Below are 15,671 nucleotides of genomic sequence, written 5' to 3'. Positions count from 1 at the left end.
ACTCCTTTCATGAATAAATTTTTCCAAGCCCTTATTGCACTTTTTATTGGATTATCAACAATAACAGCACAAGAGCTTGAAAGAACACCTATTGATAGTATTACCGTTAATACGGTAACTAATTTACCGACGCAAATTCATGAAATTGAGGATCTAAAGATCAATAATTGGCAATTATTCAAGCATACAGTATATGAAAATTATCCTGATAGCATTTCAGGAAATCCAGAGTTTATAAAGGGTAAAGAGTTTTTAGCACTAAACAAAAACGGTGAATATTCCGCTATTTTGAATAATGCTTTTAATAGTGGGATTTGGCTTCAAAATAACAACCTTCTGGTCTTCAAACAGAAAGTACCCACAACAGTTGATAAATATTATGAAATTCTAAATCAGGGAAGCACAATTCTCGAATTAAAAAACGGGAATACAGTACTCACATATATTTCAGACCAGCATCCGGGTTATATTCAAAAAGAAGCATCCACAGATACAATCATTAAGAGTACGGGCTATACCTTCAATAGTATTTGGAGAGGTGCATTAGGGATGGTGACGCTATTGCTCATCGCTTTCCTTTTTAGTAGTAATCGCAAAGCCATCAACTGGAGAACTGTTGGAATTGGTTTAACATTCCAATTGCTCATTGCAATTGGTGTATTGAAAGTAGATTTTATTAAAAAGACTTTTGAAGCAGTTGGCCAAGTATTCATCAATATTCTCGATTTTACTAGAGCTGGTAGTGAATTTCTATTCAGTGGTGTAATGGATGTGAATTCCTATGGATTCATATTCGCATTTCAGGTACTACCAACCATATTATTCTTTTCGGCACTGACCTCCGTTTTATTCTACCTCGGAATAATTCAAAAAGTGGTTCAAGCCTTCGGTTGGTTACTAACGAAACTCTTAAGAATATCAGGTGCTGAAAGCCTAAGTGTTGCCGGAAATATTTTTCTGGGGCAAACGGAAGCACCGCTATTGATCAAAGCCTATCTCGAAAAAATGAATAAATCAGAAATCCTTTTAGTAATGATTGGTGGTATGGCAACGGTTGCTGGTGCTGTACTTGCAGCATACATAGGATTTTTAGGTGGAGATGACCCGGTATTGCGATTGGTATATGCAAAACATTTATTGGCCGCATCAGTAATGGCTGCGCCAGGCGCCATTGTAATTTCTAAAATATTGTATCCTCAGACTGAGGAGATCAACACAGATATAAAAGTTTCGCAAGAAAAAATTGGCGCGAATTTATTAGACGCCATAGCCAACGGTACAACAGAAGGCTTAAAACTAGCAGTTAATGTAGGTGCTATGTTATTAGTCTTTGTTGCATTTATTGCGATGATCAACGGAATTCTTGGTTGGGTCGGTGACGTTACTACATTAAATGGTTGGATGGCCGCCAATACACCTTATCCGAATTTCTCTCTTGAAGCAATTTTGGGTACTGTATTTGCACCGCTAATGTGGCTTATTGGTGTTGCCAAGGAAGACATGATGATGATGGGACAATTATTAGGTATCAAATTAGCCGCAAGTGAATTTGTAGGCTATATTCAGTTAGCCGATCTAAAAAATGTATCTAATGCCACGCATCTTCATTATGAAAAGTCAGTGATTATGGCTACTTATATGCTTTGTGGCTTCGCCAACTTTGCCTCTATTGGTATTCAAATTGGTGGAATTGGATCGCTTGCTCCGGGACAACGAAAGCAACTTTCAATATTTGGTATGAAAGCCCTAATTGGCGGTACAATTGCCTCACTTATTTCTGCAACTATTGCAGGTATGATTATCGGTTAGAATAGTTAATAACTTTTGATATTTGATAGCCTAAGCGCTAAAAAATTACTAGGCTTTTTCTTTAAATTCGTTTTCTAGATTTAATATTTGAAATTCTTCCTTTTTGAGAAGACGTTGAGAGCTTATGAAACAATATCACGATTTAGTAAAGTACGTTTTAGAACACGGAAACGAAAAAGGCGATAGAACAGGCACAGGAACTAAAAGTGTGTTTGGCTATCAGATGCGCTTTGATCTTAGTGAAGGTTTCCCTATGGTAACCACTAAAAAATTGCATCTTAAATCTATAATTTACGAACTCCTCTGGTTTCTAAAAGGCGATACTAATATTAATTACCTCACTGAAAATGGCGTTCGTATTTGGAACGAATGGGCAGACGAAAATGGCGATTTAGGTCCGGTTTACGGTCACCAATGGCGTAATTGGGCGAGTGAAGAAATTGATCAGATCAAAGAAGTAATTAAAACTCTTAAAAGTAATCCTAACAGCAGAAGAATGCTTGTTTCTGCATGGAATCCGTCAGTTTTACCAGACACTTCAAAATCATTTTCAGAAAATGTGGCAAATGGCAAAGCCGCTCTACCTCCATGCCATGCATTTTTTCAATTTTATGTAGCCGATGGAAAACTTTCTTGTCAGCTTTATCAACGTAGTGCAGATATCTTTTTGGGCGTGCCTTTTAATATTGCGTCCTATGCCCTATTTACTATGATGATGGCACAAGTTTGTGGTTATCATCCAGGTGAATTTATTCATACGTTTGGAGATGCTCATATTTATAACAATCACTTAGAGCAACTCGAACTTCAGTTATCTAGAGATATAAGACCCTTACCAAAAATGATGATCAATCCGGAGGTGAACGATATCTTTGACTTCAAATTTGAAGACTTCACACTTGTCGATTATAATCCACATCCGCACATTAAAGGTGTTGTTGCTGTTTAAATTCTACTTATGAAATTATTGAAATACCTAATTATTATTTTCATTTTTTCGAATCTTGGGTTTGCTCAAAATGAAAATCCTGATTTGTATAACCGGCCATTCATCATATATGAAGGCTGCGAAACACAATTAGATAAGGAACATTGTTGCGAAATTAAATTGCACGATCTAATGGCAAAACAGATAAATCGTGCCGTTTTTAAAGACTCAATTATAGATAAAGTGAAAAGGGATACTATTGTGATTCATTCAAATTTATTATTCGATGAACGCGGTAGAGTTGTTAGAGGATATTCTTCGATTTCGAGTCCGATTACGAAAAATACCAAATTCTTAAGACCTATTTTAGATAGTATACCATCAGCTCAACCTGCCTTAGATACTTATGATAATGGTGTGTCTTTGAATGCAAGGAATTCATTCGGATTCTATATTGACAGAGCCAAAGACTCTATTATTCCACTATTCGGATATACACCGAAAGAAATTCCTTTCGCGTTTATTGAAAAAGTTCCAATTTATAAAGGGTGTAACAAAGACTTGTCTAATGAAGAACTTAAAAAATGCATGAGTGATAAAGTTAGAGAGGTTATCGCTGAGCACTTTGATAGTGATCTTGCAAATAAGGTTGGACTCAGTCCAGGGTTGCATCGTATCAATGTGATGTTCAACGTTAACAAAAAAGGACGTGTCGAGAATATCATTGCACGCGGTCCGCATTTTACTTTAGAAGAAGAAGCTATTCGGGTTATTGAGAAGATCCCGAGATTAAAAGAACCAGGATATCAAAAGGGTGAACCGGTTATTGTTCGATTTGCCATACCCATAGTTTTCAGGGTGACAGAATAAAAAAAGCGTCTCAAAATTGAGACGCTTTTTATTTTTTTAAACTTGGTGATTATAAGTTTATAACCCCATTCTCAGCACCAGCGAAATCATTCCAAGCATAAGAATCTGCTTGCTCGTCATTGATATAGGCTCCATCAACAACATATCTGAATTCGTATGAGCTTTCACTTGGTAAATCAACAGTTCCTTTGAAGGTACCGTTTTTTAATTTCTTTAATTCTGTAGCTTCAGTATTCCACTCGTTAAAGCTTCCAACAACTGCTACATTTTTTGCCTCTTTTGCAGGAACAGAAAATGTTACTTTACAAACTGGCTTACTTTTTAAATACTGCTTCTTAATTGCCATAATAATTGATTTAATTCTTGGGTCAAAAGTATAAAAGAAAAAACCACTATTTAAAGATTAAATTGCATAAGATGAAAGAATTATCATTTTGATAAAATAGCCTTTACTTTTTGATAAACTCTACAATTTTTTAGGGTATAATTTATGAGATTAACAACAAAAAAATCGATGCTTTTTGCCTGATAATCAACGATATCGTTTTCGAAAAACCCTAACTTTCAATGCTAATATTTTACTACAACGTTTTAGTTAAAAAGAAGTATCTTTATGATTCTAAAATTGAATTATGTTCGGGAAGAAAAAACAAGTTTCTACTATAGATAAAGACCAATTAGAACTCATAGAAAATGCACAAAAACGCATAAGACAGAAGAAGCGTTTATACATTCATTTTGTCATCTTCTTAATTGGTGCTGTATTCTTAATTCTAGCAAATACCGTTCTCGGTATCGGTAAAGATTTCACCATAGCTGGAATCAATTGGTTTGTTTATGCCATTTTCGCGTGGCTATTCATTTTCCTTTATCATTTTGTAAATGTATTTATTACGAATAAGTTTATGGGTAAAGATTGGGAAAAACAGCAACTCGATAAACTTGTGAACCAACAACAGCAGCGGATCGATAAGCTTAAAGAAGGTTTTTTAAAAGAAGAACGCAAAATTGCACAATCTCAGGCCTACAACGAAACGCATCCTGCTAAAGAATCTACCGAAAAAAAAAAGACCCGTGAACTAACCATAATTGTTGCGGCAGGCGAAGACAATGCAATTGGTAAGGATAATGACCTTATCTGGCATCTTAGTAACGATCTAAAACGCTTTAAAAAATTGACCTCTGGTCATCATATCATTATGGGGCGCAAGACTTTTGAAAGTTTCCCAAAGCCTCTTCCTAATAGAACCCATATTGTTATTACACGGCAGAAGGATTACAAAGCTCCCGATGGTGTCATTATAGTTAATAATCTTGATGACGCTTTAGATGCAGCTAGGAAAGACACTCAACCTTTCATAATTGGTGGTGGTGAAATTTATAAGCAATCGCTACCATTTGCAGATAAGTTAGAAATCACCAGGGTACACGGTACATTTGAAGGTGCTGATACCTTTTTTCCAGAAATTGATCTAGACGTTTGGAAAGAAGTAAATAGAACCACTCACGATGCGGATGCCGATCATAAGTATGCGTTTTCTTTCATAACTTATGAAAGAAGATAAATATTCCTATTTTTGCAGCACTAAATTTAGTCCATATGAATGCATATATTTTTCCAGGTCAGGGTGCTCAGTTTTCAGGCATGGGTTTAGACCTCTATGAAAACTCCCCTTTAGCGCAAGAACTTTTTGAAAAAGCTAACAGTATTTTAGGCTTCTCTATCACAGATATTATGTTTGAAGGTTCTGCTGAGGATCTCAAGCAAACTAAAGTAACGCAGCCAGCCATATTTTTACACTCTGTGATCTTGGCAAAAACCCTTGGTGATAACTTTAAGCCAGATATGGTTGCTGGTCATTCTCTTGGAGAATTTTCAGCTCTAGTTGCTGCTGGTGGATTAACCTTTGAAGATGGACTAAAGTTAGTTTCTCAGCGTGCTCAAGCCATGCAAAAAGCATGTGAATTACAACCAAGTACCATGGCAGCGGTTCTTGGATTAGACGATGACATTGTAGAAAAAGTCTGCGCCATGACTGAAGGTATCGTAGTTGCTGCTAATTACAATTGCCCAGGTCAGTTAGTTATTTCTGGTGAAATTGACGCTGTTAACGCCGCCTGTGAAACCCTTAAAGAAGAAGGTGCCAGACGTGCTTTAGTGCTTCCGGTTGGTGGTGCTTTTCATTCTCCGATGATGGAGCCTGCGCGTGAAGAACTTGCTGCTGCTATAGAAAATACAGCCTTTAGTCAACCTAACTGTCCGATCTATCAAAATGTGACGGCTTCGGCAGTTACCGATGAGAACGCTATAAAGGCTAATTTAATCTCACAACTGACAGCACCTGTCCGTTGGACGCAATCGGTACAACAAATGATCGCCGATGGTGCAACGCATTTCACAGAAGTTGGACCTGGTAAAGTATTACAAGGATTGGTGAAGAAAATAAATCGAGAAGCTGAAACAGCATCAGCAACTTTCGAAACTAATGCCTAAAATCTTCCATTTTGAATAGAAATCTATTTATAACACTTCTTATTGTTTTCAATATTGCTATTGATCAAATTTCAAAAGTTATTGTAAGAACTACAATGGTTGAAGGCAGAGAGGGCGAAATCAACGTCATTGGGAAATATTTTCAGTTGATATGGGTTGAAAACAAAGGTGCCTTTCTAGGTATGGGAAGTGATATGAACCCTACACTAAGACTCATATTTCTACTAATTTTACCGACCATAGTGTTACTTTACGTGATCTACTATATCGTAAAAACCAAAGATTTAGATCGACTTAGCCTTATTGCTTTTTGTTGTATTGTCGGTGGTGGAATAGCCAATGTATTTGATCGTATAGTTTTTGGTGAGGTTACTGACTTTTTCTTTATACAAATTACAGATTCAATAAAAACAGGCATATTCAACGTTGCAGATCTTTCAGTAACTACAGGGATGATCATGCTGTTGTTTAGTGGTGCTTTTGGAAAGAAGAAAAAGGAGGTTGAGGCCTAGGCTTTCACTAGGCTACTAATTGGATATTTTTCGAATTCACTTAGGTATTTCTAATTTTCTGCTCCCATTTCCAAGCGGATGCCATCGCGTCGTCTAGAGACAATTCAGTTCGCCACCCTAATACATCGTTGGCCTTATTGGTATCAGCATACGCTGCAACAATATCACCTTCGCGTCTACCAACGATCTTATAATTTAAAGATTTACCCGATACTCTTTCGAAGGATTTAATAGCCTCTAAAACCGAACTTCCTTTACCCGTTCCTAAGTTGAAAATCTCAAAATTGGTTTCATTTTTATTCTGAAGTAAACGCTGCAGTGCAACCACATGAGCTTTGGCTAAGTCTACAACATGAATATAATCTCGAATACAGGTACCATCTTCGGTTGGATAATCTCCCCCAAAAACGGATAACTGTTCACGCATACCTATGGCTGTTTGCGTTATAAATGGCACTAAATTTTGAGGAACACCTTTTGGTAATTCTCCAATTTCAGCCGACGGATGCGAGCCAATTGGATTAAAATAACGTAAAGCGATGGTCTTTAAATCAGCATTCACTTTACAACTATCTCTAATAATCTCCTCGCCTATCTGCTTGGTATTTCCATAAGGTGACTCCGCTGGTTTTACAGGCGCAGATTCGGTAATTGGCAAATCATCGGCTTGTCCATAAACTGTACACGAAGAACTAAAAATAAAATTCTGATGCTCGAGCTTTAGAATTTCTTTCAAAACGTAAACCAAGGTACTGAGGTTATTCTCATAGTACATCAATGGTTTTTGAACACTTTCACCAACCGCTTTACTAGCCGCAAAATGAATCACGCCAGCAACATCCTTATGCCTGTTAAAGAAGTCTTCAACTTTCGTTCTGTCTTTCAAATCGAGCTGTTCAAAAAGTGGTTTCTCGCCTGTAATAGCTGTAATACCATCTAAAACTTCGACCGTAGAATTACTAAGATCATCAATAATTACGACTTCAAATCCTTCGTTTTGTAATTCAACAACTGTGTGAGAACCAATAAAACCCAGACCACCTGTAACCAGTATTTTCATCCTTATGAATTGCTATTTATAAAGTTCAAAATTGTTGAAGTAATGAATTCAATTTGCTCATCATCCAGTTCTGTATGCATCGGTAGTGAAATAACTGAAGTTACTAATTCGTTTGTAACCTCGAAATCAGCTTCATTATAGCGTTCATCCACATAAGCTTTTTGTCTATGAAGTGGAATTGGATAATAAACACCACATGGAATATTGTTAGCCTGCAAATGTGCCACCAATGCATCTCTATCTACACCTTCGAGCTTTAAAGTATATTGATGAAAGACATGACAATCGCAAGTATTGCAAATTCCCTCGCATGCTGTTCTACCAGACGGCGTCGTTATTTTTGGATGATCTTTAAAAATTGCGGTGTATTTTCTTGCAGCATCTCTTCGTGTTGAATTATAGGTATCTAAATGCGGTAATTTTGCATCTAAAACTGCAGCCTGAATAGAATCTAATCTCGAATTTACACCAACCACATCGTGGTGATAGCGTTTATACATGCCGTGATTTACTATTCCTCTAATGGTATGCGCCAAGTCATCGTCGTTAGTAAAAATAGCACCTCCGTCACCATAGCAGCCTAAATTTTTGGAAGGGAAAAAAGAGGTTGAGGCCACATGTCCGATCGCACCTGTTTTTGTTTTACTACCATCTTTATGCGTGTAATCTGCACCGATACCCTGAGCATTATCCTCAATGACGTAAAGATTGTGCTTTTCAGCTAAATCCATCAAGGCGTCCATATCTGCTGCAAGTCCGAATAAATGTACAGGAACAATCGCCTTTGTTTTTGGTGTGATGGCCTTTTCAATGGCATCAATATCAATATTGAAAGTGATTGGATCTACATCAACCAAAACAGGCGTTAATTGCAACAAGGCAATAACCTCAACTGTAGCAGCAAATGTAAAATCTGCAGTGATGACCTCATCGCCTGGCTTGAGACCTAATCCCATCATGGCTATTTGTAAAGCATCCGTTCCGTTGGCACAAGGAATCACGTGCTTAACTCCTAAATAATCTTCTAAATTCTTTTGAAATTGATGAACTTTAGGACCATTTATAAACGCTGCACTATCAACAACTTCCTGAATTGAAGGATCTACAACATCTTTAATTTTTGAATATTGACCCTGAAGGTCAACCATTTGAATTTTTTTCATTGTGAAGATTCTAATTATAAAAGCACCTTGGTTAAGGTACTAAGCGAAAATACAAAATTGTAATCGCTATGCCAATGCAATTAATTGAAAGAACTGTATTTTAGCACAAATCTAAATTATTGAGACAGTTCTATTCCATAGGAATTTATTTTGCTGGTTTTGTGATCAAAGTCTTCGCACTTTTTAATTCTAAGTTAAAATTAGGAGTAAAAGGTCGACGAGAAACTTTTAACATACTCGAATCAGCAATACAGCCAACGGACAAAACCTTTTGGTTCCATTGTGCTTCTCTGGGTGAATACGAACAAGGATTACCAGTTTTTGAAGAACTTAAAACAAAGTATCCTGATAATAAGGTTGTACTGTCATTCTTTTCACCTTCTGGATATGAAGTGCGAAAAAATTCGAAAATTGCCGATGTCGTTGTTTATCTACCCCTCGATACAAAAGCAAATGCTAAACGCTTTTTAGATTTGGTTCATCCTGAGTATTCCATTTTTGTGAAGTATGAAATTTGGCCAAACTTCTTACTTGAAATGAAAAAGCGTCAACTGAATGCCATTCTTATCTCAGCAGTATTTAGACCTTCGCAGACCTTTTTTAAATGGTATGGTAAATTTATGAGGTCTTCCTTATTTGCATTTAACCACATTTTTACTCAAGATGCCAATTCTAAAGTTTTACTTAATACATTAGATTTCAAGGCTGTAACGGTTGCTGGAGACACACGTTTTGATAGAGTGAGTAATCAATTAGAAGTTGATAACACTGTTGATTTCATAGAACAATTCAAAGGTGATAATATCTGCATGGTTTTTGGGAGTTCGTGGCCAGATGATGATAAGCTGTTCATGGACTTCATTAATTCGAATGGCCATGTAAAATATATTATTGCGCCTCACAATATAAAGAAGAGCTACATCGAGTCTTTAAAATCTCAGCTCAAATTAAAAACGATCTGTTTTACAGAAATGGAAAGCCAGAATCTCTCAGACTACAATGTCTTTATTTTAGATACTATTGGTTTTTTAAGTAAAGTCTACAGCTATGCCGATGTCGTCTATGTGGGAGGAGCTGCAGGTCATACTGGACTTCATAATATCCTAGAGCCCGCAATCTTTGGTAGCCCTATAATTATTGGTAAGAACTATGATAAGTTTCCCGAGGCCAAAGCACTAATTGATCTTGGTGGTGTCTATTCTGTATCCTCTCCATCTGCCTTTGAATCGGTTATTACTTCCTTGTTGAAGGATAAAGACTTACGCACTAAAACAGGACAAATATGCAAGGACTACATCGAAAATAATCGCGGTGCGGTCATCCAAATCCTCAATCACATCCGTATTTAGTATACAGCCTGAAGAATAACTACGCTAAAATTGTTAAAATTTCCTTAAAATGGTTATTTTTAGGCTTTAACAACAATTAACACTAAAACAATTCAAATGAAGAAAGTTGTATTAAGTCTAGCACTTGTTGCTGTATTAGGACTATCATTAACATCTTGTAGAGAAACGAAAGAAAAAACTGATGAAGCAGTTGAAAATGCGGCAGAAGCTGCAAATGATGCTGCAGAATCTGCTGGCGAAGCAGTTGATGAAGCTGTAGACGCTGCCGGTGATGCAGTAGATAATGCTGTAGATGCAGCAGGTGATGCTGTAGACGGTGCTGTTGACGCTGCAGGTGAAGCTGTAGATAATGCTGTAGATGCAGCTGGCGATGCTGCTAATGATGCTGTTGATAAAGCGAAAGAAGCAGGTAAAGATGCCATGGATAAAACAGCAGATAAAATGAAAGGAAAAGAAGGTGGTGGACTATAAATAACCACCATTAAAAAAATAAAAGCCTGATATCAATCAGGCTTTTTTTATTTTGTGGATTCACCAAGTTTTAGTTCGCTAGGTACAACAATGGTCTCTAGCTCATGATCCTCTGAATTTAGATGATCAATCAACAATTTTACTGACATTGTACCAATATCGAAGGCCTTCTGATGTATAATTGATATTTTCGGACTCGACAATAATTGGGTGTGCTCGTAACCAAACCCGATTACAGATATGTCTTGCGGTACTTTCTTTCCGATTTTTTTCGCCATGTTTATGGCTATAATCCCCGTGATATGATCAATTGATACTATGGCATCTGTCTTAGGATGCTTTTGTAGATACTTGAAGATCTCTTCCTCCACATGCTCAACATTGCCAAGTTTTAAGACATCTGATTGTAATTTGGCATCTTCAAGCGCTTTTTGGTAACCTCTTATTCTTAATTTACCAACGCTCAATTCTTCAATATTACTTACCAGGAGAATATGTTTTCGATTCTCCTTTTTAATAAGGTATTCCGTGGCGTCATAAACCGATTGAAAATCATCAACAATCACCTTATCGCATAGTATTTCATTTACTACCCTATCGAACATTAAAACTGGAATTTTACTATCAATAACATCAGATATGTGTTGAGAGTGTTCCTTAACTTGACTTTCTCTTGCCACGGCCATAATAAAACCATCAACACTTCCATTAGATAATAATTCTAAACTTCGCTCTTCTTTTTCTAAAGATTCATCTGATAGACACACAATAATATCATAATCATTATCAGTCGCACAGGTTTCTACACCATGCAACACCTCAGCAAAAAACGGATTAGTAACCGTCGGTAAAATCACCCCAATCGTGCGCGTTTTGTTCGTCTTTAATTGTTGTGCTATTCTATTAGGTTTGTAATTTAGTTTTTCTGCTAACTCAAGAACTCTTCTCTTGGTATTGGCACTTATTTCATGACTATCATTGAGCGCCTTAGATACCGTAGAAACCGAGATATTCAGAAGTTTTGCTAGTTCTTTTAATGTGGTCATAATACTTATTTTAAAATCTGACTCATAGCCATATCGATTGATGTTACAGGGCGTTTGCAAGTTCCATTTACACAAACATAAATCAGCGTTTCATCAGGATTAAATTTATTTTTCAATAATGGTAATTCACTATCTGATGTATCGCCCGAAATTAGAATATTTGGCAAATATGATGCATTAAGTGATCTTAACTTTTCTTGTGCGTTACTTCCAGAAATTGCAACTTCATAGTAGGGGTTGGAGTAATTGAGGTATAAATTGAGCCAATGTGTGTAACCTGTTGGGTGTTTTAGCATATCGGCATTGACATTTTTAAGCATTTGATTTGCTAAGTCTAAATATTTACTATTGAGATAATAATGGCCTAACTTAAATAAACATTCAGCCAAAACAGCGTTAGATGAAGGGATCACATTATCAAAAACTTCGGTCTTTCTTGTTATTAAGTTAGATGACTGGTCTGAAGTAAAATAGAACATCCCACTTTCCTCATTTAAAAAGTGGTTTAGTGTATAATCCATTAGTTCTGTTGCCCTTGTTAGCCAAACATCATTCAGGGTTACCTGATAAAGTTCTAAAAATGCCATAATGGTATGGGCATAGTCTTCAGAAAAACCGTCGATGGTACTTTTACCATCCTTATAGCTATGATATAAGGATCCGTCAGATTTTAGTTGATTTTCAACAATAAATTCAGCATTGACTATGGCTTTGTTGAGATAAGCTTCATTATCTAATGCTTTATAGGCATCAACATATCCCTTTAGCATTAATGCATTCCATGATGTTAATACCTTATCATCCAATCTAGGCTTAAGTCTATTCTTTCTTTCTGTAGATAATTTTTGCTTCCAACGTTGCAACATTGTTGTAAAATCCTGTTGACTCAGTTGGTGTTTTTCGATAAACTCAGTATCACTTTTGGTCTTATACAAAACGTACTTGTCTTCTTCCCATTTACCAATTGAATTAATATTGAAATAGTCCTTAAACAATTCAAAATCATTTTCCAATAGTGTTTTTAATTCTTGCTCAGACCACACATAGTACGCACCTTCTTCTAGCTCTTTTTCTGTATTTTCACTGTCGGCATCTAGGGAAGAATAAAAAGCGCCTTCGGTTGAAGTTAACTCAGATTCAATGAATTCTATAGTCTCGTTCACTATGGTTTTGAAATAAGTGTTTTTGGTTAGCTGATATGCTTTCGAATATAAACTAACTAATTGCCCATTATCATATAACATTTTTTCAAAATGTGGAATATGCCATCTTCCATCAACAGAATACCTTGAAAATCCGCCATCAATTTGATCGTAAATTCCACCATAAGCCATCCTATTCAATGTTGTAATCACATAGTTTTTCAATTCGTCATTATCATTCTGAAAACTATAACGCAGTAGAAAATTAAGATGGCTTGGCATCGGAAATTTTGGTGCTCCCTTTTGACCGCCTTGCTTAAAATCTAGTTCCGATTTGAATTTATCTACGGCAGAATTTAATACTCCAACTTCAAATTCTACCTTTGCATCATTGACCGCAATTAAATCGTAATTTTTTACCCCTTCCGTGAGTTTCTCGGCATAGGCTATCATTTTCTGTGGGTCATCTTTGAAAAGCTGAGATGTTTCATTCAAAATTTTTGTCCACTGCGATTTTGTAAAGTAAGTGCCTCCAAAAACTGGTCTGCCATCAGGAAGTGCTATACAATTTAATGGCCAGCCTCCACTACCTGTCATAAGTTGAACTGCATTCATATAAACCTGATCCACATCTGGCCGTTCTTCACGATCTACTTTAATATTGATAAAATTTTCGTTCATCAATTTGGCTATCGAGTCATTTTCGAAGCTTTCTTCTTCCATAACATGGCACCAATGACAAGCTGAATATCCTACAGAAATTACAATTAACTTATTCTGATCCTTGGCGAGTTGCAAAGTTTCATCATTCCAAGCTTTCCAATCCACAGGATTATAAGCATGCTGTAACAAGTATGGGCTTGTTTCGTTAATGAGAGCGTTAGGCTCTGCCTTTTCTGAATTTGGTTTAGACGTACTATTTTGAGCACAACCCAATAGAAGAAATACGAAAAAAATACTTAGACCTATATGTTTGTTCATTTTATTCAAGCGATAGGATTTACAGATACCAATTTACGGTTATATCACATAAAAAAAGCGTGTTTATAGAGTAAACACGCTTTTCATTAATCAATTTTGTTGGCTATTAATCTATTCTCTTACTAACTTAACAGTTTTAGAACCATTAATACCATCAATTCTAGCGAAATAAACACCTGTTCTTAAAGAAGAAGCATCTATAGTAGCCTCGTTAGAATTTGGACTTATTGAAATAACTTGCTTACCTAAAATATCGTAAACTCCAACATTAGTTATTGTGTTTGCACTTGAAAGATTCCACACACTATTAGTTGGATTAGGGAATACTCTGAAATCAGCAGTCTCAAACTCATCGTTTGAAAGTACCATACTACTCCAGAAATAAATGTTATCAACAAACATAGATTCTCCATTTGCAATTGTATTTACATACGTAAATACTATTTCCGTAATGTTATCTCTTGTCTGTGTGTCTAAAGTGTTACCACTTCCACCGTCGATAAAATCACTTAATGGAACATCAAATGATAACCAAGTTCCTTGAGTAGGAACGCCTAATGCGTTTGTATCAGAATAAACAATATTTGGAGAACCAGCCTGAGTTAGGTTAGTATTGAATACTGCACCAGCTACTGTTGTTGCCCCAGAAGGAATCCATAGATCATAGTGTAAATTTTCTATTTCAGTTAGATCAACTGGAGTATCAATAAAGAATCCTTGAAAAACTCCATCGACACTATTTAGACGATATACATCGTTTCCAGCAGCACTTTCCACAGCAGCAGTGTTATTATTTACACCGAATGTTGTTGGAGTTAAAGAACTTACTGAAGGATAGGTTTCACTAAAAATACTAATCACATTACTAGCCGCCTGAGGTGGTGTTGGTGAAGGAACTGATGGTCCGGCACCAGCTACTGTAAAGTTTAATGTATAATCTTGTGTTGTTGTCATATCTCCAGCAGTCACTGTAACGGTTGTTGTTCCGGGGAGTCCTGCAGCATCATTAGTAACGGCACCTGCGGCCATCTGCGTGGGCGTACCTACAACAGTAGGCACCATGGTTGTGCCATTAGGGAGCTGTACATTATAATCAAAAGTATTGGGATCAAAACCTGCGACGGTCATTCCATTCACAGTAAGATCACTTAGTGTTGCGTCAGTATTAGGGTCAAAGGCCACTAATTCTACTGATACATTATCAATGTATACTGTACTTACGATGTCACCTAGATCAAAAATAACACGGGCATTATCTGTTACCGTATCATAATTTGGTACTAAATCGTGCATGTAAACAGTCGGTGTTGTTGTAATAGCTTGAGAAACAACTGAAGACTGGAATGTTCCACCTGCTTGCCCAATACCAGCAGTAATATTTCTAGGTGCATCCGCATATGCTGTATATGTTACTCTATAAGTTTCGTCCTGCGTTAATGGTATAACCTGATCGATACCTACCTGCCAAGATGCTCCTGCATTTGCAACGATGATTTCTGCAACGTTGTTTGATCCTGAGCCGTCATCGACAACAGATCTCGATCCACCATTTGCAGAGTTACCTCCCCAACCTGTCAGATCGCCAGTTTCAAAATCTCCATTCGACACTAGGTTTTGAGAAAAACCTATCATGCAAAACGAAAGAAAAAATAAAAGCGTAATTTTTTTCATGTTTTTTTAGTTATTTATTAATAATAGGTACAAGAAAATGATTTTTCTTCAATATTCAGTCACATGACACCTATACAAAAACTATACAAAAGCAAAAAAGTGAATTTTTTATTATAAAGTAAAAACTGTATAAAATATTGATTATCAATATTTTGAAAATATATTAAGTAGAAAT

Annotated in this window: 14 protein-coding genes; 8 read left to right on the top strand and 6 right to left on the bottom strand. The window is 36.4% G+C overall.

What is annotated here, in order from left to right:
• Positions 1-9 precede the first annotated feature (9 nt).
• The 3 genes from DDY94_RS14330 (at position 10) to DDY94_RS14320 (ending at position 3,607) form a co-directional block, all read left to right on the top strand.
• Positions 10-1,809 carry a NupC/NupG family nucleoside CNT transporter gene (locus DDY94_RS14330; protein ID WP_394347029.1) on the top strand — a complete coding sequence of 600 codons (1,800 nt, stop codon included), beginning with the start codon at positions 10-12 and terminating at the stop codon, positions 1,807-1,809.
• Positions 1,810-1,933: 124 nt separating this feature from the next.
• Positions 1,934-2,758 carry a thymidylate synthase gene (locus DDY94_RS14325; RefSeq protein ID WP_111685179.1) on the top strand — a complete coding sequence of 275 codons (825 nt, stop codon included), beginning with the start codon at positions 1,934-1,936 and terminating at the stop codon, positions 2,756-2,758.
• A 9-nt stretch (positions 2,759-2,767) separates the two neighbouring features.
• The gene (locus tag DDY94_RS14320) at positions 2,768-3,607 is read left to right on the top strand and encodes an energy transducer TonB (protein WP_111685177.1); all 840 of its coding nucleotides are present in this window, start codon (positions 2,768-2,770) and stop codon (positions 3,605-3,607) included.
• Positions 3,608-3,656: 49 nt separating this feature from the next.
• Here DDY94_RS14320 and DDY94_RS14315 read toward each other — a convergent pair whose 3' ends face one another.
• The gene (locus tag DDY94_RS14315) at positions 3,657-3,953 is read right to left on the bottom strand and encodes an isoamylase early set domain-containing protein (RefSeq protein ID WP_111685175.1); all 297 of its coding nucleotides are present in this window, start codon (positions 3,951-3,953) and stop codon (positions 3,657-3,659) included.
• A gap of 286 nt (positions 3,954-4,239) precedes the next feature.
• On the opposite strand from DDY94_RS14315, the gene DDY94_RS14310 reads away from it, so the two are divergent.
• From DDY94_RS14310 to lspA, 3 genes are read left to right on the top strand one after another with little or no spacing between them, the layout of a single operon-like run.
• Positions 4,240-5,172, top strand: coding sequence for a dihydrofolate reductase (locus DDY94_RS14310; protein WP_111685173.1), 933 nt, complete (start codon positions 4,240-4,242; stop codon positions 5,170-5,172).
• 35 nt (positions 5,173-5,207) lie between these two features.
• Entirely contained in the window at positions 5,208-6,101 is an 894-nt protein-coding gene (gene fabD / locus DDY94_RS14305; RefSeq protein ID WP_111685171.1) for an ACP S-malonyltransferase, read from the top strand.
• Positions 6,102-6,112: 11 nt separating this feature from the next.
• A complete protein-coding gene (gene lspA, locus DDY94_RS14300; protein ID WP_111685169.1) occupies positions 6,113-6,613 on the top strand; it encodes a signal peptidase II in 501 nt (166 codons plus the stop codon).
• Between the two features lie 40 nt (positions 6,614-6,653).
• Here the strand turns inward: lspA and galE are convergent, their stop codons facing one another.
• Positions 6,654-7,673, bottom strand: a complete 1,020-nt coding sequence (gene galE, locus DDY94_RS14295) for a UDP-glucose 4-epimerase GalE (protein WP_111685167.1) — start codon at positions 7,671-7,673, stop codon at positions 6,654-6,656.
• 2 nt (positions 7,674-7,675) lie between these two features.
• Positions 7,676-8,836: a DegT/DnrJ/EryC1/StrS family aminotransferase gene (locus DDY94_RS14290; protein WP_111685165.1), complete on the bottom strand. Its 1,161-nt coding sequence runs from the start codon at positions 8,834-8,836 to the stop codon at positions 7,676-7,678.
• Positions 8,837-8,955: 119 nt separating this feature from the next.
• Here DDY94_RS14290 and DDY94_RS14285 point away from each other — a divergent pair, with 119 nt between their 5' ends.
• Both DDY94_RS14285 and DDY94_RS14280 read left to right on the top strand, forming a co-directional pair.
• On the top strand, positions 8,956-10,185 hold the full coding sequence (locus tag DDY94_RS14285) for a 3-deoxy-D-manno-octulosonic acid transferase (RefSeq protein WP_111685163.1): 1,230 nt from the start codon (positions 8,956-8,958) through the stop codon (positions 10,183-10,185).
• Positions 10,186-10,281: 96 nt separating this feature from the next.
• On the top strand, positions 10,282-10,656 hold the full coding sequence (locus DDY94_RS14280) for a hypothetical protein (RefSeq protein WP_111685161.1): 375 nt from the start codon (positions 10,282-10,284) through the stop codon (positions 10,654-10,656).
• A gap of 47 nt (positions 10,657-10,703) precedes the next feature.
• Here DDY94_RS14280 and DDY94_RS14275 read toward each other — a convergent pair whose 3' ends face one another.
• From DDY94_RS14275 to DDY94_RS14265, 3 genes are all read right to left on the bottom strand, one after another.
• Positions 10,704-11,702, bottom strand: coding sequence for a LacI family DNA-binding transcriptional regulator (locus DDY94_RS14275; RefSeq protein ID WP_111685159.1), 999 nt, complete (start codon positions 11,700-11,702; stop codon positions 10,704-10,706).
• Between the two features lie 5 nt (positions 11,703-11,707).
• Positions 11,708-13,825 (bottom strand): thioredoxin domain-containing protein, encoded by a 2,118-nt coding sequence (locus DDY94_RS14270; RefSeq protein WP_111685157.1) that lies wholly within the window; start codon positions 13,823-13,825, stop codon positions 11,708-11,710.
• Positions 13,826-13,936: 111 nt separating this feature from the next.
• Entirely contained in the window at positions 13,937-15,496 is a 1,560-nt protein-coding gene (locus DDY94_RS14265) for a T9SS type A sorting domain-containing protein (RefSeq protein WP_111685155.1), read from the bottom strand.
• Positions 15,497-15,671 lie beyond the last annotated feature (175 nt).

Origin of the sequence: Winogradskyella tangerina (assembly GCF_003260205.1) — a bacterium.
Classification (GTDB): domain Bacteria; phylum Bacteroidota; class Bacteroidia; order Flavobacteriales; family Flavobacteriaceae; genus Winogradskyella; species Winogradskyella tangerina.
This window is presented reverse-complemented; position numbering and strand designations above follow the sequence as displayed.